Origin of the sequence: Kitasatospora sp. NPDC001309 (assembly GCF_042896295.1) — a bacterium.
GTDB lineage: Bacteria > Actinomycetota > Actinomycetes > Streptomycetales > Streptomycetaceae > Kitasatospora.
This window is the reverse complement of the sequence record NZ_JBIAXC010000005.1, coordinates 147981-167362: the sequence shown is the minus strand read 5'-3', so window position 1 is coordinate 167362 and position 19382 is coordinate 147981. Positions and strand designations below refer to the sequence as shown.

Below are 19382 nucleotides of genomic sequence, written 5' to 3'. Positions count from 1 at the left end.
CCCACCCCCCCCCCGCCCCCCCGGGCGCCCCCCCCCCCGCGGGGGGGGGGGCGCCCCCCCGCCACGCCCCGCCACCACCCGCGACCGCGCCGCCACCCGCGGCCGTGCCGACACCTCCCGGTCCGGAAGCCGCCAGCAGCAGGCAACGCCGCACCGCAGACTGGGCCCGTGAGCACCCGAACCACCACCGCCTCCCCCGCACCCGTACGGCAGCGCGTCGACTCGGCCGACTGGCCCGCCCTCGCCGAAGAGCTCGACGCCCACGGCTGCGCCCTCACCCCCCAGCTCCTCACCCCCATGGAATGCCGGGAACTGGCCGCCCACTACGACCGCGACGACCTGTTCCGCAGCACCGTCGACATGGCCCGCCACCGCTTCGGCTCCGGCCGGTACCGCTACTTCACCCACCAGCCGCCGCCACCCGTCGACGCCCTGCGCCGGGCCCTCTACCCGCACCTGCTCACCGTCGCCCGCGACTGGGCGGCGAAGCTCGGCCGCCCCGCGCCCTGGCCCGACTCCCTCGACGCGTGGCTGGAGCAGTGCCACGCGGCCGGCCAGGCCAAGTCCTCGCAGATCCTGCTCCGCTACGGAGCCGGCGACTGGAACGCGCTGCACCGCGACCTCTTCGGCGACCTCGTCTTCCCGCTCCAGGTGGTCATCGGCCTCGACCGGCACGGCACCGACTACACCGGCGGCGAGTTCCTCCTGGTCGAACAGCGCCCCCGCGCACAGTCCCGCGGCACCAGCACCGTCCTCCCCCAGGGCCACGCCCTGGTGTTCACCACCCGCGACCGGCCCGTGCGCTCCGCCCGGGGCCACTCCGCCGCCCCCGTCCGGCACGGCGTGAGCACCGTACGCTCGGGACGGCGCCACGCCCTCGGGCTCGTCTTCCACGACGCCTGAGCCGGGGACGCCGTGCCCACCCCCGTGCCCGCCCCGGAACCCGCCGACCGGCCGCTGCCCGTGCCCGCCCGGCACACCGAGGTCGAACTCGCCGCCCTGCTGCACCTGTTGACCACGAGCCGCCCCCGGGTGCACACCGTCGCCGTCGGCCACAGCCGCGACGAAGCCTCCCGCGCGACGGCCCTGGCCTTCACCGAGGCCTGGCAGGCCCGCGGCGGCACCGTCCTCACCGTCACCGACTGGCCCGAACACGCCGCCTCCTGGCTGCGCCCGGCCCGGCGCCTCACCGCCCAGGAGCCCGACGCCTGGGTGATCGCCGCCGCGCCCCTCGGCTGGGCCCGACTGGCCCGGCGGCTCCGGCACAGCACCGCCTGGACGGCCGAACGGACCTTCGGCTCCGCCGCCCTCGCCGAGCCGCACATGATCGCCCTCGCGGGCCCCGACACCCTGCACGGCCTGCGCGGCGCCACCGCGGACGGCGGCACCTGGGAGGTCCGCGACGGGTGGCTCACCACTGCCCGCCCCCGGAGCCGTCCGGGGCCGTTCGGGTCCTGACGGTCCGTTCCCGGGGCGAATCGCGTCCGGACGCTCGCCAACGAAGTGTCCCGGTGCGCAGGCTGGTTCCCGACCGCGTCCACGCGGACGCGGCGTGAGCGGAAGGACCCCGGACGCCCATGACGAACCTGGCGAACCTGGCGAACGCGACGAACAAGACGGGCAGGACCAGCAGGCGCGGCCGCATCGCCGCCCTGCTGGGCGCCGTCGCGGTGGCGGCCGCCACCACCCTGGCCGGCCCCGCCCTCGCCGCCCCGGCCGAGCCACCGGGCCACGGCGGCGGCGTGACCGGGCAGGCACCCTGCCCGGACGCACCCGAATTCACCTGCGGAACCCTCACCGTCCCGCTCGACCACAGCGGCCGGACCCCCGGCACCCTCGACCTGGCGGTCGCCCTCAGCAACAACAGCAGTCCGCCCAAGGGCGACCTGCTGTTCCTCTCCGGCGGCCCCGGCCAGTCCAGCGTCCCGTCGATCCGGCAGATGGCGGGCAAGCTGGAGCCCGTCCTCAAGGACTACCGCCTGGTGATGTTCGACCAGCGCGGCACCGGCCGGGGCGCGCTCCAGTGTCCGGGCCTCCAGAAGGACATGGGCTCCTCCGACCTCGCCGTACCCCGCAAGCAGTCCATCGCCGACTGCGCCACCGCCCTCGGCCCGAACGCCCGCTACTACGGCACGGCGGACACCGTCGCCGACATCGACCTGCTGCGCCGCGCCCTCGGCGACCGCCGGCTCACCCTGGACGGCGTCTCCTACGGCACCATCGTCGCCGAGCGCTACGCCCTCGCCCACCCCTCCCGGGTGGCCCGCCTGGTGCTCGACTCGGTGGCGCCGCAGAGCGGTTTCGACCCGCTCGACCTGGCCGCGATGCCCGCCACCGCCCGGGTGCTGCGCGCCGCCTGCCGGGCCACCGGCTGCACCACCGACCCGGCCGCCGACCTCGCCGCCACCGTCCGGCGCTACGGCAACGGCGCGCAGATCCTCGGCGCGCTCACCGGCTACGAGTTCATCGACCCGGACTTCGGCGCCGTCCCGGAGATCCTGCACGAGGCCGCCGCCGGGCAGCCCGCGAAGCTCCAGGACTTCTTCGCCCTCGTCCACCAGGTGGTCGACGCCGCCCCGGCCGAGGACCTCAGCCAGGGCCTGCACTCCGCCACCGTGTGCGCCGACGGGCGCTTCCCCTGGGGCAGCACCGACACCCCGGTGGCGGGCCGCGCCGCCGCGCTGGAGCGCACCCGGCAGCGGCTGACCGCCGAACAGACCTGGCCGTTCGACCCGGCGACCGCGACCGGCCTCGGCAGCCTGTTGGTCTGCCTGGACTGGCCGCGCGAGCAGGTGCCGCCGCTGCCCCCGGCCCACCGCAAGCTGCCCGACGTGCCGGTCCTGCTGCTCGGCGGCGACCGGGACATCGCCACGCCGTACGAACTGCTCTACGAGCAGGCCCAGTTGGTGCACCACCCGGAGATCGTGATCGTCCCCGGAGCGGCCCACTCCGTGCAGAACCGCGCGGCCGACCCGGTCGGACGGCAGGCGGTCTACGACTTCCTGCTCAGGTAGCGCCCGGCACGGTCGGCGCGGGCAGGTCGAGGGCCCGGGCAACGGCGGCGATGACGGGGCCCCGGCGACCGGGCGGCAGGTGCTGACGGGCCCAGTCGCCGGCCAGCCCGAGGAAGGCGCCCAGGTCCCGTTCGACCCCGGCGAGCAGCCCGCCCAGGTCCGCGACCGGCAGCACGATCACGGGGCTGTCGGGCTGGTCGGCGTTGACCGTGAGCCGGACGGTGCTGCCGAACCGCTCCGCGAGCGGGGAGAGCGGCTCGTGCCCGTAGCCGACCAGCCCGCCGTGCTCCAACAGTCCGTGCCAGTCCCGCCAGTCCTCCAGGCCGTCGCAGCAGCCGGGCTGGAACTCGATGCCGGAGGCCCGGTCGGTGACCCGCAGCCCGCCCGCCGCGTACACCTGCTCGAAGGTCAGCAGCCCGTGCAGGAAGGAGTCCAGCGGATCGGCGGGCCGCGGCGGCCGCCCGCCGTCGGGGGCGACGTCGGGATCGACGTCGTTGCAGCGGGCGACCAGCATCACCGCCGTCCCGACCTCCGCGGGCGACAGCCCGCCGTCGAGGGCGAGGAACCCAGCGGACCCGGTCCCGGCGACGGGCCAGAGGTCGAAGCCGTCCAGGGGCCTCGCCTCCAGGACGGGCTGCATCACGATCATCCGGCCGAGTCTGCCATGTCCGGGGCGGCGGTCAGCGGCCGGTCTGGGTGAAGCGGCCGCCGAGGTAGCGGTGTTCCGGGTCCTCGGGGGACAACTCGCCCAGTTCGGCGATGAGTTCGGCGGCGAAGGACTCGGCGTCGTCCTGCGGCCGGTAGCCGAGCGCCCGGGCCGTCGAGAGGTCCCACCAGGCGCGGGTGTTGGCGGAGATCCCGTAGGCCACGGTGTGGCCGGTGACGGGGCCGGTGAGGGCGGCGTGCGCGAGGCGGGCCCAGTCGCCGGGGCTGAGCCAGGTGGCGAGCATCCGGATGCTGCGGGGGCGCTCGGTGAAGGAGCCGATGCGCAGGGAGACGGTCTCGATGCCGTGCCGGTCGGCGTACAGCGAGGCGAGGCTCTCGCCGAAGCACTTGGAGACCCCGTAGTACGTGTCGGGCCGCTGCGGCGCGTCCACCGGCACGGTGCCGCCGTCGGCGGGCCGCTCGGTGAAGCCCGTCGCGTGGTTGCTGCTGGCGTACACGATCCGGCGGACGCCGGCCGCCCGGGCCGCGTCGTACAGCCGGTAGGTGCCCTCGATGTTGGCGGCCAGGATGTCGGCGAACGGCGCCTCCCCCGGGATCCCGGCCAGGTGGACCACGGCGTCGACCCCGTCCATCGCCGCCGCCAGCGCCTCGACGTCCAGCAGGTCGGCGGTGACGGCCCCGGGATCGCCGGGCACGGGCAGCCGGTCGAAGCCGCGCAGCCGGTGGCCGTGCCCGGGCAGCAACTCCCGCAGGCAGCTGCCCATCCGGCCGGCGGCTCCGGTGATCAGGACCTGACCGGGCTGGTTGACCGTCATTCGTTCCCCCTGGGTTCCGCGTCGCGCGTCGCCGGGCCGAAGGGCCCGGTCCGACGACGCGCGACGATACCTGACGGGACGCCGGGGATCAGGTGATTATCCGCGGCCCGGCGGGCCGCCCCGGCCCACCGCCGGCGGTTCAGCGGACGGGCAGCACCCGGGTGTGCTCGGCGCGCACGGCCTGGAGGTCGTGCGGCTGGAGGCCGAGCAGATCGAGGACGGTCGGGGCGATCTGCTTGGTCTCGACCTTCTCCTCCCGGCGGACGCCGCCCGGGGTGGCCGCGCCGGAGACGACGAGCGGGACGTTCAGGTCGTCGGCGTGGGCGCCGCCATGCTCGGCGATCTTGCTGCCGCCGGTGTAGACGACGCCGTACTGCGCGACGCCGAAGACGTCCGGCACCCGCGGGTCGCCCGGGGCGACGCCGAAATGGTCGGCGGCAGCGGCCCCGGCGTAGACCTTCTGGACGCCACTACCGGTGAACGGCCGGGCCTTGCCGTCGATGCCGACGCCGGTGCCGTTCTGCGCCAGCAGGTAGGCCTTGGCGAAGGAGGTGGCGGCCGGGGAGCGGTCGTTGAGCCAGAGCAGCACGCCGTCGTCGTCGACCGCGTGGGCGACCAGGGCGCCCGCACCCGGGTGGGCGGCCTTCCAGGCGGCGTCGAGGCCGTCGAGCAGCGGGCCGTCGTCGATCCGGTTGAGCGCGGCCGGGTCGATCGGGGACTGGCCGTGCTTGGCGGAGAGGATGACGGTGGTGGAGCGGTCGAGGTGCTGCTTGCGCAGTTCGGCGGTCAGCGCGCCGATCTGCTGGTCGACGTACGCCAGGTTCTTCTCCACCAGCGGGCCGGGCACGCCGTTGGCGACGTAGCCGCCCTGGAGGCCGTCGGAGCTCGCCAGCTTCTGCGCGGTGGAGACGGACTGGAAGTTCAGGCCGAAGACGGCCGGGGTGCCGACCCGCTGCGCACGGCTGTGGTCGTAGCCGTCGATCTCGTTGAGGACGGCCTGCACCTTGTACGAGTCGTACTGCTCGGTGGCCTGGTTGTCCTTGGTCCAGTCGCCCTTGTAGCCGGTGGCGTTGCTGTTCACCTCGGGGGTGAAGAGGTCCTGGATGCCGGTGCCGGAGGGGCCGTTGAGGATGTCGTAGGCGGCGTGCTTGTCCGACCAGGCGGTGCGCAGGCCGGCCTGGCGGGCCACCTCGAAGACGGTGTTCACCTGGAGGTAGGAGTGCGGGTAGACCGGCTTGCAGGTCCGCGGGTCGACCGGCAGCTTGGCCGGGTCGATCAGGGTCTGCGGGTTGCCGGTCATCCGCAGGATGGAGCCGGGCAGGCCGGGCAGGCCCTGGCCGGCGTCGAGCGCGTCCTTGTTCTTGTCCAGGTCCTCGGTGAGGTCGACCTCGACGCCCGGCTTCGCGTGGGCGCAGTCGGTGGTGCCGGCCGGGAGCAGCGCGGCGTTGTAGGTGTCGTCGTAGTAGACGCCGGTGGTGCCGGGGCCGCCGCCGGTCAGCTGGGCGACCATGCCGGGGAAGGAGTCGGACGGGTCGGTGGTGGCGGCGTGGGTGTACTCGACGCCGCCACGGACCAGCCGGGCCAGCGCCGACTGCGGGTGCGCGGCCACGAAGCGGGCGAGGTCCGACTGGTGCAGGCCGTCCACCGACACCAGCAGGACGTGCTGGGCCCGGTGGGCGCCGCGGCCCTCCTCGGCGGCGGCGGCCTGGGCGACGGTGGATCCGGCCAGCACACCGGCGGCGCCGAGGGTGGCGGCCAGTCGGACGTAACGACGGGTCACGGAGGTCTCCTGTGGAAGGGGGGAGGGGAGGTGACTGCGGCGGTGCGGCCCCCAGGGTGGGAGGCCCCGGTGTACCGGTGGCGGACGGGACGTGAACAGCACCGGTCCGCTGCGCCGGGCGGCCCGGGATTTTACCCGGGGCCCACCAACGCCTTGCCCTGCCATGGGACTTGACGCGGGGGTAGGGTCGGTGCGGCGGGGTCGGCGGGCGCCCCCGGGCACCTGAACGGCCCAACCCCCCGGGCGGGCGGCACCGTCCGCCGGTGATCCTGGACTCCGACCGCCCACGGCGGTCCTTCGCGTGCGCGGCACGCGGCCGGCGCGCTCCCCTCCGTCGGCCGGCCCCGAGGAAGGAAGCAGGGCTCATGGACGCAGCCGCGATCGGCTCGGCACAGATCGGCGTGACGGGCCTGGCGGTCATGGGCCGCAACCTGGCGCGGAACTTCGCCCGCAACGGCTACACGGTCGCGGTGCACAACCGCACCCCGGCCCGGACCAGGGCCCTGGTCGAGGAGTTCGGCCACGAAGGCACCTTCGTCCCCGCCGAGTCGCCGCGGGACTTCGTGGCCGCGTTGGAACGTCCGCGCCGTCTGCTGATCATGGTGAAGGCCGGCGGGCCCACCGACGAGGTCATCGAGGAGTTCGCGCCGCTGCTGGAACCCGGCGACATGATCATCGACGGCGGCAACGCCCACTTCGCCGACACCCGCCGGCGGGAGAGGGCGCTGCGCGAGCAGGGCATCCACTTCGTCGGCAGCGGCGTCTCCGGCGGGGAGGAGGGCGCGCTGCTCGGCCCCTCGGTCATGCCCGGCGGCTCCGCCGAGTCGTACACCGTGCTCGGCCCCATGCTGGAGCGGATCAGCGCCCACGTGGACGGCGAGCCGTGCTGCACCCACATCGGCAGCGACGGGGCCGGCCACTTCGTGAAGATGGTCCACAACGGCATCGAGTACGCCGACATGCAGCTCATCGCCGAGACCTACCACCTGCTGCGGGACGTCGGCGGGTACTCCCCCGCCGAGATCGCCGGCGTCTTCGAGCGCTGGAACCGGGGGCGGCTCGACTCCTACCTGATCGGGATCACGGCCGAGGTCCTCGCCCACACCGACGCCGACACCGGCAGGCCCTTCGTCGACATCGTCCAGGACGCCGCCGAGCAGAAGGGCACCGGGCGCTGGACCGTCCAGACCGCCCTCGACCTCGGCTCCCCGGTCACCGCCATCGCCCAGGCCACCTTCGCCCGGGTCGCCTCGGCCCGGACGGCGCTGCGCGAGGCCTACCGGCCGCTGCCCGGCGGCACCGTCCACCCGCTGCACCCGCACGAGGCCGAGCGCTTCACCCGGGACGTCGAACAGGCCCTCTACGCCTCCAAGGTCATCGCCTACGACCAGGGCTGGACGATGATCCGCGACGCCGCGGCCGAGTACGGCTGGGACATCGACCTCGGCGCGGTGGCGCGGATCTGGCGCGGCGGCTGCATCATCCGGGCCGCTTTCCTCGACCGGATCCGCGCCGCCCACGCCGCCGACCCCGACCTGGTCAGCCTGCTCGCGGAACCGCAGTTCGCCACCGAGGTCGCCGACGCCCAGGCCGCCTGGCGCACGGTCGTCGCCGGGGCCGCCCAGCACGGCATCCCGGTGCCGGCCTTCTCCGCCGCGCTGGCCTACTTCGACACCCTGCGCAGCGAGCGGCTGCCCGCCGCACTGATCCAGGGCCAGCGCGACTTCTTCGGCGCCCACACCTACCGCCGCACCGACCGGCCCGGCAGCTACCACACCCGCTGGGCCGAGCCCGGCCGGCCGGAGGAACGCACGGACACCGGGGCGTAGGTTCTCGCCCGGGCGACGGTACCGGACCGGGCCGTCAGGACGGGCGGCCGCCGAACTGCCACCGGTGCACCTCGACGTCGGCGTAGCCGTCCGCGGTCAGCACCGCCCGCGCCGCGTCCGGATCCGGCGCCCGGAGCAGGACGGCCGTGCCCAGCCAGGCCGTCCCGTCGTCGGAGAGCAGCGGCCCGTAGGCGATGAGCTCCTCCCGGTCGGCCGGCACCGCGAGGTCGACGGGCTGCCCGCCGCCGAGGCCGAGCACGAGGTAGCGGGTGCCCCCGGTCCGGCCGCCGGGGAAGTCCCACATGGTGCGCCCCAGCAGGTTGCGCCACCGCCGCAGCAGCACGTCCCGGTAGACCCCGGCCTGGTAGCCCGGCTCCTCGAAGGCGAACGCCCGGGCGGCGGCCGGGCCGGGCAGGTCGAGGACGTGCACGCTGCCGGTAGGCAGGGCCCCGTCGGCGGTGAGCGTCGGCCCCCGGGCGATCATCTCCTGCGCGAACCCGTCCATGTAGGACCGGTGCGCTTCGAGCAGTTCGTCGCGCAGCGGCAGGGACCCGGGCCGGTCGCGGTGGTAGCAGAGGAACTCCATCCCCGTAGCATCCCGTCCGGCGGCCGCCCCGGTCGAATCGATTTCCGCCCCGGCCGCCCGGCCGCCTGGGGCCGCCGCGTCACCGCTGGAGGACGCGCCGGAGCCAGCGGGTGCGGGCCTCCTGGGCGTCCCGGGCCAGGGCGGAGTGCGGGGCGAGGGTGTCGAAGCCGTGGCACGCGCCGGGCCAGACGTGGAGTTCGGCCTCGCCCCCGGCCTTCCAGAGCGCGTCGGCGTAGGCGACGGCCTCGTCCCGGAAGGTCTCGGCGGAGCCCACGTCGAGGTACGCGGCGGGCAGCCCGGTGAGGTCGGTGGCGCGGGCCGGGGCCGCGTACGGGGAGAGGTCGGCGGCGCCGTGGCGGTCGCCGAGCACGGCCTGCCAGGCGGTGGCGTTGGAGCCGCGGTCCCAGGTGTCGTGACCGACCATCTGGTGGCTGGAGAAGGTGTCGCCGCGGTCGTCGAGCATCGGGCTGAGCAGCAGCTGGCCGATCGGCGCCGGTCCGCCGCGGTCGCGGACCAGGTGGGCGAGGGCGGCGGCGAGCCCGCCGCCGGCGCTCTTGCCGCCGATGACCAGGCGCCCGGCGTCCACGGCCAGTTCGTCCGCGTGCTCGGCGACCCAGCCGAGCCCGGCGTAGCAGTCCTCGACGGCCCCGGGAAAGCGGGTGCGCGGCGCCAGCGGGTACTCGACGGAGACCACGGCCAGCCGCAGGGGCAGCGCCCAGGAGCGCAGCACCCGGGGCAGGACGGACCACGCGTTGCCCGTCACCATCCCGCCGCCGTGCAGGTAGTAGAGCAGCGGCAGCGGCTCCCGGATCCCGGCGGGTCGCGCGCTGACCAGGGTGAGCGCGCCGTCGCCGTCGGCCCGCGGCACCTGCAGCTCCGTCACCTCGAACCGGCCGCCGTCGCTCAGCCGGTCGAGCGTCGGCCGGGGCCGGACGCGCGCGTCCCGCTCCTGCCAGGCCGCCAGACCCTCCGTGGTGAGCACCTCCCGCGCCCGCGCCCCGGCGGCCTCCACGGCCGCCCGCACCTCCGGATCCAACGGAGGCACCCGTCGGCCCACCGATCCACCCACCACCAGCACCCCCCTCACCGGACGGACACCCGAGCGGCATCCCGTCCCACCCCACCCTGCCAGGCCCGCCCTCCACGCCGGCGTGGAGGGGCTCGCATCCTGGATCGGCCCGGACGGAAAACCGCTGGCGCGGTGGCCGGGCGGGGAGTTGACTGGCCTGCCGAGGCCGGGAACACCGCTTGGCAGAGGGGGAGTTGTGGAGGATCCGCAGTTCACCGTACGGCTCGCCGGCCCCTCGCCCCGGGGCGCGGTGCGGCTCAAGGCGGTCCGCACGGTGAACGGGCTGAGCCTCTGGCAGGCCGGCCTGGCGCTGGACGCCGGGACGGCCGTCCTGCTGGCGGACGTCCCCTTCGAGCTCGCCGCGCCCGCCGCACGGAACCTGCGCCGAGCGGGCGTCGCAGTCGCCGTCCGCTGCGGCGCCTGCCGCCGCACGCTGCCCGAGGACGGCGCCCCGGTCGCCCCCGAACCCTGCGCCGGGCGCTACTTCGCCACCGCCCACTGCCAGGCGAACTCGCTGACCACCTGCGACTGCGAGTTCTGCACCGAGTTCGGCCCCCTGCCCGGGCTCACGGCTCCCTGAGCTCGCGCTGAGCGGTGGGGCGGGGCGGGCGGTGGCGCCGCCCCGCCGCAGGGGAAGAGGGGTGGGTCAGAACGGCTTGGTCGGCAGGTACTTGCCGTCCAGGGTGATGACGGCGCGCTCGCCGCCCTCGGGGTCGGCGACCTTGCGGACGTCGAGCTTGAAGTTGATCGCGGAGATGATGCCGTCGCCGAGCTGCTCGTGGACGAGGGCCTTGAGGGTGGTGCCGTAGACCTGGAGCATCTCGTAGAAGCGGTAGACGGTCGGGTCGGTGGGGATGCCGCCGGGGATCGAGCCGCGGGTGGGGATGGTCTGCAGCAGCACGGCCGCGTCGGCGTCCAGGCCCAGGATCTCGGTGACGGCCTCGGCGGCCTCCTTCGGCAGGGCGTGCTGGCCGAGGACGGCGGCGGTGGTGAAGGCCACCGACAGGCCGGAGACGTCGGCGATCTGCTGCCAGGTGAGGTCCTTGCGGGTCTTGGCCTCGACGGCGGCGACGGCGAGCAGCTGGCGGGCGGTGGGGTCGAACTGGGCGTGCACCATGGGAGGTTCCTTCTCGTGGTCGGTGGGGCTACGGGTGGCGCCGCGGGGACGCTCCGGGGGCTGGGGGTCGGTCAGGCCGCGCGTGCGGCAGCCCGGCCGGTGGTGGCGGTGAGGTCCTCGACGCCGCCGGTGGCGATGTCGAAGACCCAGCCGCGCAGGGTGAGTGCCCGCGCGCTCAGGGCGCGGGCGACGGACGGGTGGGTGGCCAGGTTCGCCAGCTGGGCGAGCACGTTCTGCCGCACCAGGGCCGGGACGTCCCCCGCGGTGGCGGTGCGCGCCACCGAGGCGTCGGCGAGCCGCAACCAGTCGGCGACGGCCGGGGCTCCGCTGAGGTCGTGGCCGTGGGCGAGGGCGGTCATCGCGCCGCATCCGGAGTGCCCGCAGACCACGATGTCCCGGACGCCCAGGGCGGCGACGGCGTACTCGATGCTCGCGGTGACGCCGTCGGCCCCGGGGGTGTAGGCGGGCACCAGGTTGCCCGCGGTGCGGATCACGAACAGCTCACCCGGGTCGGAGCCGGTGATCAGCTCCGGCACGACGCGGGCGTCGGAGCAGCCGATGAACAGCGTGTGCGGGCTGTGGTCGGCGGCGAGCCGGGCGAAGAGCTCCTCCTTTGCGGGGAACACGTCCCGCTGGAAGTGCGCGATGCCCTCGGTGAAGTCACGCATGGGGTCACTCCCTCTCGTGGCGCCGGGCCGGTGCGGCCTGGCGGGATCCACAGTGCACGACCTGGGGCTATAGCGTCCAAGAGCTGTTACCGATCGTTCTCATCGATGGGGTCTATAGTTCGGTCCATGGCCCTGGAACTGCGCCATCTGCGCTATCTGCTCGCCGTGGCCGACCACGGCAACTTCACCCGCGCCGCCGAGGAGCTGAACATCTCCCAGCCGACGCTGTCCCAGCAGGTCAAGCAGCTCGAACGGACCCTGGGCGCCCAGCTGCTGGACCGCACCGGCCGCACCGTGCGCCTCACCGACGCCGGCCGGGCGTACGCCCACCACGCCCGCGGCGCGCTGCGGGACCTCGCCGCCGCCGAACGCGCCGTCCACGACGTCCAGGACCTCTCGCGCGGGCGGCTGCGCCTGGCCGTCACCCCGACCTTCACCGCCTACCTCGTCGGCCCGCTCGCCGCCGAGCTCCACACCCGCCACCCCGGCATCGCCCTGACCGTCCGGGAGACCAGCCAGGACCGCATCGAAACCGGGCTGCTCACCGACGAGTTCGACCTCGGCATCGCCTTCCAGAGGCCCCACCTGCCCGGCGTCACCGCCACCGCCCTGTTCACCGAGCACCTCACCCTGGTCACCCGCGCCGGCGACGACCCGCCCGCCTGTGCGGCCCTCCCCGTGCGGGAGCTCGCCGACCGCCGACTGGCCCTGCTCAGCGGCGACTTCGCCACCCGCGGCCACATCGACGACCACCTCGCCCGGCACGGCGTCAGCCCGCGGATCGCGGTCGAGGCCAACTCCGTCCAGGCCCTCACCGAGATCGTCCAGCGCACCCCGCTCGCCACCGTGCTCCCGGACGCCGTCACCCACGACCACCCGCGGCTCGCCCGCGTCCCGCTCGAACCGCCCCTCCCCACCCGCACCGTCGCCCTGCTGCACCGCGCCGAGGCCTACCGGAGCGCCGCCACCGGGGCCTTCACCGCACTCGTGCACGACCTGGTCCGCGCCCGCGGCTACCCGCCGCCGACCTCGTGAACCGTTGCGCCCCCGGACGACCGGGAACGGTCCGGGGGCGCTGCGAGACTGACGGTGCGTCAGGCCACCTGGCGCGGGGCACCGAACCAGCGGATCAGGGACGGCCGGAGGGTTTCCGGGGTGCCCACCCAGCAGACGTGGCCGTCCGGACGGATCAGCATCGGTTCGACGCGGGCTCCCCCGTCGAACCGGTCCACCCGGTCCACCCGGTCGGACCAGGGGGCGAGGGCCTCGGCGAGGGCGCCCTGCGGGTCGAGCAGCACGCCCCGGCCGGAGCGCAGGAGTTGGTGCAGCCGCACCGGGCCGAGGTCGGCGTCCGGCACCGGCCCGCCGAGCAGCGGGTGGGGGCCGGTGTCCGGCATCGGGTAGCGGGTGGCCGTTCCGGACATCACCTCGCTCAGCCGGCGGTGGACCTCCGGCAGGGCGATCAGCTCGGTGAAGAGGTCCCGGGTGGCCAGCACGTCCGGGTCGCGGCTGCCCGCCCAGTCCATCAGCAGGCCCTGAGCCTGGACGTTGCGCAGCACGGTCGTCCCGGTCAGGTGGCGTTCGGTGTGGTAGCTGTCGAGCAGGCCCTCCGGTGCCCAGCCCCGGACCGCGGCGCCGAGCTTCCAGCCGAGGTTGAAGGCGTCCTGCATCCCCCCGTTCATGCCCTGGGCGCCGAGCGGGAGGTGGACGTGGGCCGCGTCGCCGGCCAGGAACACCCTCCCGTGCCGGTACCGGGCGACCTGCCGGGCCGCGTCGGTGATGCGGCGGGCGTGGCACAGTTCGAGCAGCTGCACCCGCTCGCCGAACACGGCCCGCAGCCCCTCGCGGATCTCCTCCTCGGTGATCGGGACGTCCCTGGGCAGCGAGCGGCCCGGCCCGCCCATGGCGAGGCGGCGCAGCGGGCGGCCCCGGTCGTCGGTGCCGAGCGGGAAGATCCCCGTCCAGTGGCCGTCCGGGCCGCGGTGGTGGGTGGGCAGACCGTCGGCGCCGCTCAGCCGGACGTCCGCGGCGATCGTGGTCACGGTGCCTGCCCGGCCCGGGAATTCGGCCTTGAGCAGGGACCGTACGGTGCTGTGGCCGCCGTCGGCGGCGACCAGGTGGCGGGCCCGGAGCACCCGGCCGCCGGCGAAGGTCGCGGTGACGGCCTCCTCGTCCTGGGCGAGGGCGACCAGTTCGTGGTCGCGCCGGACCGTGAGGCCCTGCCCGGCGAGGTGCTCCTCCAGGAAGGCCTCCAGCACGACCTGGGGGACGGAGCGCCAGGGCCGGCGCGGGCGGAACGCGCCCGGCCCGGGGTCGTCGGCGGGGGCGTCCGGCAGCGGGATGCCCGCGAAGTGGCTCCCGCCGACCGGGTGGTCCCCGCCGGCCAGCAGCGGGTCCAGCAGGCCGCGCTGGTCGAGCAGTTCCAGGGTGCGGGTCTGCACGCCGCCCGCCCTGGAGAGGGTGCTGCGCCCGGGCAGGCGATCGACGAGTACGGTCGACACGCCCGCCAGCAGCAGTTCGTTGGCCGCCGTCAGGCCGGTCGGGCCGGCTCCGACGACGAGTACCTCGGTGTCCACGGTGCTTCTCCTCGGGTCTCTCGGACGGTTCCGCCCGGCGCGTCCTCCCGCGACCGGCCGGGTTCCGTCGACGGGGTCAACGCTCGCTCCACCAAGGGCCGTTGGCCCAGTGACCGGCGCGATGGTGACGGAATCCGACACCCGCTACCCTCAGCACGGTGGAATCCGACTACGACGAGCTGGACCGCCGCCTCGTCCACGCCCTGCAGATCGACGGCCGGGCCCCGTTCAGCACCATCGCCGCCGCCCTCGGGGTGTCGGACCGCACCGTCGCCCGCCGGTACGCCAGGCTGCGCTCGACCGGCGCGGTACGGGTGCTCGGCGGGGTCGACCCGCTCGCGCTGGGCGCCGAACTGTGGCTGCTGCGGGTGCGCTGCGCGCCCGCCGCGGCGGGCGCGGTCGCCGAGGCGCTGGCCCGCCGCCCCGACACCTCCTGGGTCAGCCTGACCTCCGGCGGCACCGAGATCACCTGCACCGTCCGGGCCGAGACCGAGGCCGACAGCGAGGCCCTGCTGCTGGCCCGGCTCCCCCGCACCCCGCGGGTGGAGGGGGTGAGCGCGCACTCGGTGCTGCACTCCTTCTACGGCGGCCCGGACAGCCTCATCGCCAAGCTCGGGCCGCTGGACGGAGCCACCGTCGCGGCCCTGAGCCCGCCCGCGTCGGCCGCATCGCCCGCACCGCCCGCGCCGGCCCACCCGCGCGGACCGGTGCGGCTGGACGACGGCGACCGCCGGCTGCTCGCCGCCCTCGAAACGGACGGCCGGGCCGGGTTCGAGGAGCTCGCCGCCGCCACCGGCTGGTCACCCACGACCGTCCGGCGCCGGATGGCGGAGCTGCGCGAACGCGGGGTGCTCTACCTGGACATCGACTGCGACCCCCACCTGCTCGGTGTCGGCACCCGCACCCTGCTGTGGATCTCGGTCGCTCCCCCGTACCTGGAGGAGGCGGGCCGGGCGCTGGCCGGGCACCCGGAGGTCGCCTTCGCCTGCGCCACCACCGGGCCGACCAATCTGTACGCCACCGTGGTGTGCGCGGACCGGCGCGCGCTGTACCGCTACCTGACCACCAGGGTGGCCGCGCTCCCGGCGGTCGGCCACGTCGAGACGGCGCCGTCGATCAGGACCGTCAAGCAGGCCGCGAACCGGAGGTAGGGCCCGGCCCGGCGGCCGGCGGCAGCGCCAGGTGGCTCAGCTCCGCGGACAGCCGGCGCAGCGTCGGTTCGTCCGCGACGGCCTCCAGCACCGCCAGCAGCACGTCCACGGCGGCGCCGTCGCCCTCGGCGACAGCGCGCACGATCCGCGCCACCAGGTCGTCGCGGCGACCGTCGGGGGGCCTTGCGAGGCGGGTGGGAGCCATGGTGGGAAGCCTCCGCTCGTACCGAAGGGGCGTCTCGCGGGCCGGCCCGGTGCCGGGCGGACCGCCTTCCGCCCAGGGATTCGTCGCCCGCTCCCGGACGGATTGGGCGCGTCCCCGATGGATCGGGGCGGCTCCGCCGCGCCGGGGCGATCCCGGACCAATCCGGCGCGCCGCCCGCACCGAAGAGCGGGTGTCAGCCGTACTGTCCACCCGGCCGGGCTCCACTCCGGCCACGACCCGGGAGGCCCGTCATGCCCGCCCTCCGCCCGTGCGGCCCGCCGCCCACCCGCCGTACCGCAGGAGCGGCCGGATGAGCGCCGTCGTGCACCTGTCCGGGCCGGCCCTGCCCGGCCCGAACCTGCGGGAACTCGTCGCCCGGGTCGCCCGGGGCGACCAGGACGCCTTCTCCCGCCTGTACGACGCGGTGGCCGGCCCGGTGCTGGGCCTGGTGCGCCGGGTACTGCGGGACCCGGCGCAGTCCGAGGAGGTGGCCCAGGAGGTGCTGCTGGAGGTGTGGCGCACCGCCGCCCGCTACCGGGCCGAGCGCGGCGAGGTCATGCCCTGGGTGCTGACCATCGCCCACCGGCGCGCGGTGGACCGGGTCCGGGCCGCGCAGGCCGCCGCCGACCGCGACCAGCGGGCGGCCGCCGCCGCCCACGCCCCGGTGTTCGACGAGGTCGCCGAGCAGGTCGAGGGCCGGCTGGAGCGCGAACAGGTGCGGCGCTGCATGAGGACGCTCACCGATCTGCAGCGGGAGGCGTTGACACTCGCCTACTACCGCGGCTACACCTACCCCCAGGTGGCCGAGGTCCTCGGCGCACCGCTGGGCACGATCAAGACCCGGATGCGCGACGGACTGATCCGGCTGCGCGACTGCCTGGGGGTGGGAGCATGACCGTCGCCGACCTGCACACCCTGACCGGCGCCTACGCCACCCACGCCCTGGAGCCGGCCGAGAGCGCCGAGTTCGAACGCCACCTGGCCGGCTGCCCGGCCTGCGCCCTGGAGGTCGCGGAGTTCGCCGCGACCCTGGCCAGGCTCGCCGCCGCGGACTCCGTCGTCGCGCCGGAGGCCCTCAAGGCCAGGGTGCTGGCCGCGCTGCCCACCCTCCGCCAGGAGGCCCCGCGCACCGCTCCCCCCGCCGTGGACGCCCGCCGGCCCGGGCCGCTGCGCCGCGGCCTTCCGAGGCTGGCGCTCGCCGCCTGCCTGGCCCTGGCGGTCGGCGCCGGGGGCGTCGCCGTCCAGCAGCACCAGGAGGCCGACCGGGCCCGGGCCCGCGCCACCGCGCTCCAGCAGGCGCAGGACCAGGTCGCGGGCCTGCTCGCCGCGCCCGACGCCCGCACCGCCACCGGGGCGGCGGCGGGCGGGGCGGGCGTGGGGACGGTGGTGTGGTCGCCCAGCCGGGACCGGGCCGCGTTCCTGGCCTCCGGGATGCCCGCGCCGGGCGCGGGCAGCACCTACCAGCTGTGGTTCAACGACTCCGGGACGATGCGTCCGGCCGGACTGCTGCCGGGCAGCGACGGGGCGCTGCTGCTGTCCGGGCCGCTGGACGGGGCCAGCGGCATCGGCGTGACGGTCGAACCGGCGGGCGGCTCGGCGCACCCGAGTTCGGCCCCGGTGATGCTGCTGTCCTTCGGCTGACCCGGCTCGCCGCGCCCACCCCGTGGTCCCGGCGCAGGCTCCGGACCGACCTCCGGACTGACCCCCGGACCGACCCGGAACCGGTTCGGAACCGGTTCCGGGCCTGCCGCGGTCGGCCGCCCAGCGGTTACCATCCGGTAACCCCGGTCGGCCGACCGCGGCGCCACCGACTCGCACTCCCCGGGAGCAGCATGTCCGCCGACCGATCCGCCCGTCTGCTGAGCAGCCTCCTGCTGGGCGCCGGGGTGGCGCACTTCGCCGTGCCGCGCCCCTTCGACGCGATCGTCCCGCGCGCCCTGCCGGGCCGCCCGCGGGACTGGACCCACCTCAGCGGACTGGCCGAGCTCGCCGTCGGCGCGGCCGTCGCCCACCCCCGCACCCGGCGCGCCGGGGCCCTGGCCGCGGCCGCCCTGTTCACGGCGGTGCTCCCGGCGAACGTGCGGATGGCCCGCGACTGGCGCACCCGGCCCGCCCCGCTGCGGGCGGCGGCCGTCGCCCGGGTGCCGCTCCAGGTGCCGCTGGTGCTCTGGGCCCTGCGGGTGGCACGGGACTGACGGCCCACCGGACGGGCCCGCCGACACCGGCGGGCCGGTTCGGCTGCGGACGGGTTCAGCCGCGCACGGGTTCAGCTGGGGCGGGTTCAGCTGTCGTAGCGGTGGGTGAACGGGCGGCCCGGGCAGGTGCGGCACTCGAACAGGTACACCCCGCCCAGGTCGCCGAGGCTGAGTCCCGCGCCCTCCCAGCGGTGGTCGCGGTCCTCGACCGGCGTCCAGGCCTGCCCGGGGCCGTGCTCCTCGGTGCTCTCCACCGTGAGCAGGTGGTCCATCGCCGTTCCGCAGCCCGGGCAGTCCGGCCACTGCGCGTCCTGGCTCCAGCCCGGGTAGCCGCCCAGCTTGATCCCCGGCGCGGTGGACAGGTGGTACTGGTAGTCCCAGCCCGTCTCCTGGTCCACCTGCGCGAAGCGGGGTTCCAGGGCGTCCCAGAGCTCGTCCGACAGGTCCCAGCTCGGGTACTCGGCGACCAGCTCCGGGTGCACGACGCACGGCCTCGGCTCCGGGGTCGGCCGCACCTCGCCCACCTCCCCGGCGGTCCGCCAGTGGAGCAGCGGGACGACCCACTGGCCTTCGTGCCGCAGCGGGCACCAGAGCAGCTGGAGCAGGTCCCGCCCCTCCGGGAACGGCACCGGGTCCGGCAGGTCGGCGCGGTGGAGCTGGACGACCGCGACCATGGGCGAGCCCGGGTGGCGCGGGCACTCCGGCCACGGTTCCTCCGCCGGCCAGAGCAGCGGACCGCCGACCGAGCTGTCCCCCGGCGCCGGCCGGCCCGCGCGCGGGTGCAGCCGCACCGCCTCGCGGCGCAGGGGCACGACTTCGGGGAACAGCTCTTCGACGTTCAGCGGGCGCGGCGGGGTTCGACGGGTCACCCGGGGACGGTACCGGCGCCGGCGGCCGGGGCGCACCGGGATTTCGGGGCGGACGACGGCCATGGCCTGCGGGGAGTACGGGCGACGGAAGCTACCGACGACGGCGCGGCGGCAGCGGGAGGAAGCCGCTGGTGCGGGCGGTGTACTCGGCCCAGCCGGGGCGGTCGGCCCCCAAGTGCCTTTCCAGCATGGGCTTTCCGCTGCCGAAGGCCAGCAGGTACGTCATCAGCAGCGGGCTGAGCACGAACGCCCAGCCGGTCGGGGTGTCGGCGCCGAGCAGGAAGAGGCCCCACCAGACGCAGGCGTCGCCGAAGTAGTTGGGGTGGCGGGTGTAGCGCCACAGGCCGTGGTCCATGATCCGGCCCCGGTTGCCGGGGTCGGCCTTGAACCGTGCCAACTGCCGGTCCCCGACGGCCTCGAAGCCGAGTCCGACCGCCCACACCGCCGCGCCCGCCCAGGCGAGCGCCCCGGGCGGGCCGGGCAGGTACTGGGCGGCCTGGACGGGCAGCGAGACGAACCAGACGATGGCCGCCTGGAGCAGGAAGACGATGCGCAGCGCGTACCGGGTGCGGGCCGGGCCGGCCGGTGCGCGGGCGAGCATCCGGGCGTAGCGCGGGTCCTCGGGGGCGCCCCGGGCGCGCCACCACAGGTGGGCGGAGAGCCGTACGCCCCACACCGTGACGAGGACGGTGACCAGCAGTCGGCGCCCGGTGTCGCCGTGCCCGGCGGACAGCGCCAGGCCGGTCAGCGCGATCGCGGCGAAGGCCAGGCCCCAGGCGACGTCCACGCCCCGGTACCGCCCGGAGCGCAGGCCGACGACGAAGGCGGCGAGCATGACGGCG

The 19382-nt window shown here is 75.8% G+C and carries 21 protein-coding genes; 10 read left to right on the top strand and 11 right to left on the bottom strand.

The window, feature by feature from the left end; genetic code table 11:
• The first annotated feature begins 168 nt into the window (after positions 1–168).
• The 3 genes from ACFY2K_RS07425 (at position 169) to ACFY2K_RS07415 (ending at position 3014) form a co-directional block, all read left to right on the top strand.
• Positions 169–903 (top strand): 2OG-Fe(II) oxygenase, encoded by a 735-nt coding sequence (locus ACFY2K_RS07425; RefSeq protein WP_387710106.1) that lies wholly within the window; start codon positions 169–171, stop codon positions 901–903.
• A gap of 12 nt (positions 904–915) precedes the next feature.
• Complete coding sequence (locus ACFY2K_RS07420) at positions 916–1458, top strand: hypothetical protein (protein WP_380532753.1); 543 nt, start codon at positions 916–918, stop codon at positions 1456–1458.
• Between the two features lie 119 nt (positions 1459–1577).
• Positions 1578–3014 (top strand): alpha/beta hydrolase, encoded by a 1437-nt coding sequence (locus ACFY2K_RS07415; protein WP_387710105.1) that lies wholly within the window; start codon positions 1578–1580, stop codon positions 3012–3014.
• Here ACFY2K_RS07415 and ACFY2K_RS07410 read toward each other — a convergent pair.
• From ACFY2K_RS07410 to ACFY2K_RS07400, 3 genes are all read right to left on the bottom strand, one after another.
• Positions 3007–3663, bottom strand: coding sequence for a hypothetical protein (locus ACFY2K_RS07410; protein ID WP_387710103.1), 657 nt, complete (start codon positions 3661–3663; stop codon positions 3007–3009). The two genes, ACFY2K_RS07415 and ACFY2K_RS07410, sit on opposite strands and share 8 nt — an antisense overlap.
• Before the next feature lie 31 nt (positions 3664–3694).
• On the bottom strand, positions 3695–4495 hold the full coding sequence (locus ACFY2K_RS07405) for an NAD-dependent epimerase/dehydratase family protein (protein ID WP_380533080.1): 801 nt from the start codon (positions 4493–4495) through the stop codon (positions 3695–3697).
• A gap of 139 nt (positions 4496–4634) precedes the next feature.
• Positions 4635–6275: an alkaline phosphatase family protein gene (locus ACFY2K_RS07400; protein ID WP_387710101.1), complete on the bottom strand. Its 1641-nt coding sequence runs from the start codon at positions 6273–6275 to the stop codon at positions 4635–4637.
• 365 nt (positions 6276–6640) lie between these two features.
• Between ACFY2K_RS07400 and gndA the strand changes: the two genes are divergently transcribed.
• Positions 6641–8104 (top strand): NADP-dependent phosphogluconate dehydrogenase, encoded by a 1464-nt coding sequence (gene gndA, locus ACFY2K_RS07395; RefSeq protein ID WP_387710099.1) that lies wholly within the window; start codon positions 6641–6643, stop codon positions 8102–8104.
• Between the two features lie 34 nt (positions 8105–8138).
• Here the strand turns inward: gndA and ACFY2K_RS07390 are convergent, their stop codons facing one another.
• Together ACFY2K_RS07390 and ACFY2K_RS07385 are read right to left on the bottom strand one after the other, a co-directional pair.
• The gene (locus ACFY2K_RS07390) at positions 8139–8690 is read right to left on the bottom strand and encodes a YciI family protein (protein ID WP_380532308.1); all 552 of its coding nucleotides are present in this window, start codon (positions 8688–8690) and stop codon (positions 8139–8141) included.
• A 79-nt stretch (positions 8691–8769) separates the two neighbouring features.
• Positions 8770–9735, bottom strand: coding sequence for an alpha/beta hydrolase (locus ACFY2K_RS07385; RefSeq protein ID WP_387710097.1), 966 nt, complete (start codon positions 9733–9735; stop codon positions 8770–8772).
• Between the two features lie 220 nt (positions 9736–9955).
• Between ACFY2K_RS07385 and ACFY2K_RS07380 the strand changes: the two genes are divergently transcribed.
• The gene (locus ACFY2K_RS07380) at positions 9956–10339 is read left to right on the top strand and encodes a hypothetical protein (protein ID WP_380532313.1); all 384 of its coding nucleotides are present in this window, start codon (positions 9956–9958) and stop codon (positions 10337–10339) included.
• A gap of 66 nt (positions 10340–10405) precedes the next feature.
• Here ACFY2K_RS07380 and cynS read toward each other — a convergent pair whose 3' ends face one another.
• Positions 10406–10876 carry a cyanase gene (gene cynS / locus ACFY2K_RS07375; protein ID WP_387710095.1) on the bottom strand — a complete coding sequence of 157 codons (471 nt, stop codon included), beginning with the start codon at positions 10874–10876 and terminating at the stop codon, positions 10406–10408.
• 71 nt (positions 10877–10947) lie between these two features.
• Positions 10948–11544, bottom strand: a complete 597-nt coding sequence (locus tag ACFY2K_RS07370; protein WP_380532319.1) for a carbonic anhydrase — start codon at positions 11542–11544, stop codon at positions 10948–10950.
• A gap of 126 nt (positions 11545–11670) precedes the next feature.
• Here ACFY2K_RS07370 and cynR point away from each other — a divergent pair, with 126 nt between their 5' ends.
• The gene (gene cynR, locus ACFY2K_RS07365) at positions 11671–12579 is read left to right on the top strand and encodes a transcriptional regulator CynR (RefSeq protein WP_380644617.1); all 909 of its coding nucleotides are present in this window, start codon (positions 11671–11673) and stop codon (positions 12577–12579) included.
• 59 nt (positions 12580–12638) lie between these two features.
• On the opposite strand, the gene ACFY2K_RS07360 is transcribed toward cynR, so the two are convergent.
• On the bottom strand, positions 12639–14120 hold the full coding sequence (locus tag ACFY2K_RS07360) for an FAD-dependent monooxygenase (RefSeq protein ID WP_380532325.1): 1482 nt from the start codon (positions 14118–14120) through the stop codon (positions 12639–12641).
• Positions 14121–14278: 158 nt separating this feature from the next.
• On the opposite strand from ACFY2K_RS07360, the gene ACFY2K_RS07355 reads away from it, so the two are divergent.
• Positions 14279–15271: an Lrp/AsnC family transcriptional regulator gene (locus ACFY2K_RS07355; RefSeq protein ID WP_387710092.1), complete on the top strand. Its 993-nt coding sequence runs from the start codon at positions 14279–14281 to the stop codon at positions 15269–15271.
• Here ACFY2K_RS07355 and ACFY2K_RS07350 read toward each other — a convergent pair.
• A complete protein-coding gene (locus tag ACFY2K_RS07350) occupies positions 15246–15476 on the bottom strand; it encodes a hypothetical protein (protein ID WP_380644615.1) in 231 nt (76 codons plus the stop codon). The genes ACFY2K_RS07355 and ACFY2K_RS07350 overlap by 26 nt on opposite strands.
• Positions 15477–15786: 310 nt before the next feature.
• On the opposite strand from ACFY2K_RS07350, the gene sigK reads away from it, so the two are divergent.
• From sigK to ACFY2K_RS07335, 3 genes are all read left to right on the top strand, one after another.
• Complete coding sequence (gene sigK / locus ACFY2K_RS07345; RefSeq protein ID WP_380594286.1) at positions 15787–16371, top strand: ECF RNA polymerase sigma factor SigK; 585 nt, start codon at positions 15787–15789, stop codon at positions 16369–16371.
• Positions 16368–17117 (top strand): anti-sigma factor domain-containing protein, encoded by a 750-nt coding sequence (locus ACFY2K_RS07340; protein ID WP_387710089.1) that lies wholly within the window; start codon positions 16368–16370, stop codon positions 17115–17117. The genes sigK and ACFY2K_RS07340 overlap by 4 nt, the downstream gene beginning before the upstream one ends.
• Before the next feature lie 191 nt (positions 17118–17308).
• Positions 17309–17671: a hypothetical protein gene (locus ACFY2K_RS07335; protein WP_380644578.1), complete on the top strand. Its 363-nt coding sequence runs from the start codon at positions 17309–17311 to the stop codon at positions 17669–17671.
• A gap of 86 nt (positions 17672–17757) precedes the next feature.
• Here the strand turns inward: ACFY2K_RS07335 and ACFY2K_RS07330 are convergent, their stop codons facing one another.
• Complete coding sequence (locus ACFY2K_RS07330) at positions 17758–18540, bottom strand: DUF1963 domain-containing protein (RefSeq protein WP_387710087.1); 783 nt, start codon at positions 18538–18540, stop codon at positions 17758–17760.
• 91 nt (positions 18541–18631) lie between these two features.
• A complete protein-coding gene (locus ACFY2K_RS07325; RefSeq protein ID WP_387710196.1) occupies positions 18632–19375 on the bottom strand; it encodes a DUF1295 domain-containing protein in 744 nt (247 codons plus the stop codon).
• Positions 19376–19382 lie beyond the last annotated feature (7 nt).

Excerpts from the sequence above, each read along its gene's own strand:
- ACFY2K_RS07415 (WP_387710105.1), top strand. The coding sequence starts at position 1,578 with ATGACGAACCTGGCGAACCTGGCGAACGCGACGAACAAGACGGGCAGG.
- ACFY2K_RS07410 (WP_387710103.1), bottom strand. The coding sequence starts at position 3,663 with ATGATCGTGATGCAGCCCGTCCTGGAGGCGAGGCCCCTGGACGGCTTC.
- ACFY2K_RS07405 (WP_380533080.1), bottom strand. The coding sequence starts at position 4,495 with ATGACGGTCAACCAGCCCGGTCAGGTCCTGATCACCGGAGCCGCCGGC.
- gndA (WP_387710099.1), top strand. The coding sequence starts at position 6,641 with ATGGACGCAGCCGCGATCGGCTCGGCACAGATCGGCGTGACGGGCCTG.
- ACFY2K_RS07390 (WP_380532308.1), bottom strand. The coding sequence starts at position 8,690 with ATGGAGTTCCTCTGCTACCACCGCGACCGGCCCGGGTCCCTGCCGCTG.
- cynS (WP_387710095.1), bottom strand. The coding sequence starts at position 10,876 with ATGGTGCACGCCCAGTTCGACCCCACCGCCCGCCAGCTGCTCGCCGTC.
- ACFY2K_RS07370 (WP_380532319.1), bottom strand. The coding sequence starts at position 11,544 with ATGCGTGACTTCACCGAGGGCATCGCGCACTTCCAGCGGGACGTGTTC.
- cynR (WP_380644617.1), top strand. The coding sequence starts at position 11,671 with ATGGCCCTGGAACTGCGCCATCTGCGCTATCTGCTCGCCGTGGCCGAC.
- ACFY2K_RS07350 (WP_380644615.1), bottom strand. The coding sequence starts at position 15,476 with ATGGCTCCCACCCGCCTCGCAAGGCCCCCCGACGGTCGCCGCGACGAC.
- sigK (WP_380594286.1), top strand. The coding sequence starts at position 15,787 with ATGAGCGCCGTCGTGCACCTGTCCGGGCCGGCCCTGCCCGGCCCGAAC.
- ACFY2K_RS07340 (WP_387710089.1), top strand. The coding sequence starts at position 16,368 with ATGACCGTCGCCGACCTGCACACCCTGACCGGCGCCTACGCCACCCAC.
- ACFY2K_RS07335 (WP_380644578.1), top strand. The coding sequence starts at position 17,309 with ATGTCCGCCGACCGATCCGCCCGTCTGCTGAGCAGCCTCCTGCTGGGC.
- ACFY2K_RS07325 (WP_387710196.1), bottom strand. The coding sequence starts at position 19,375 with ATGCTCGCCGCCTTCGTCGTCGGCCTGCGCTCCGGGCGGTACCGGGGC.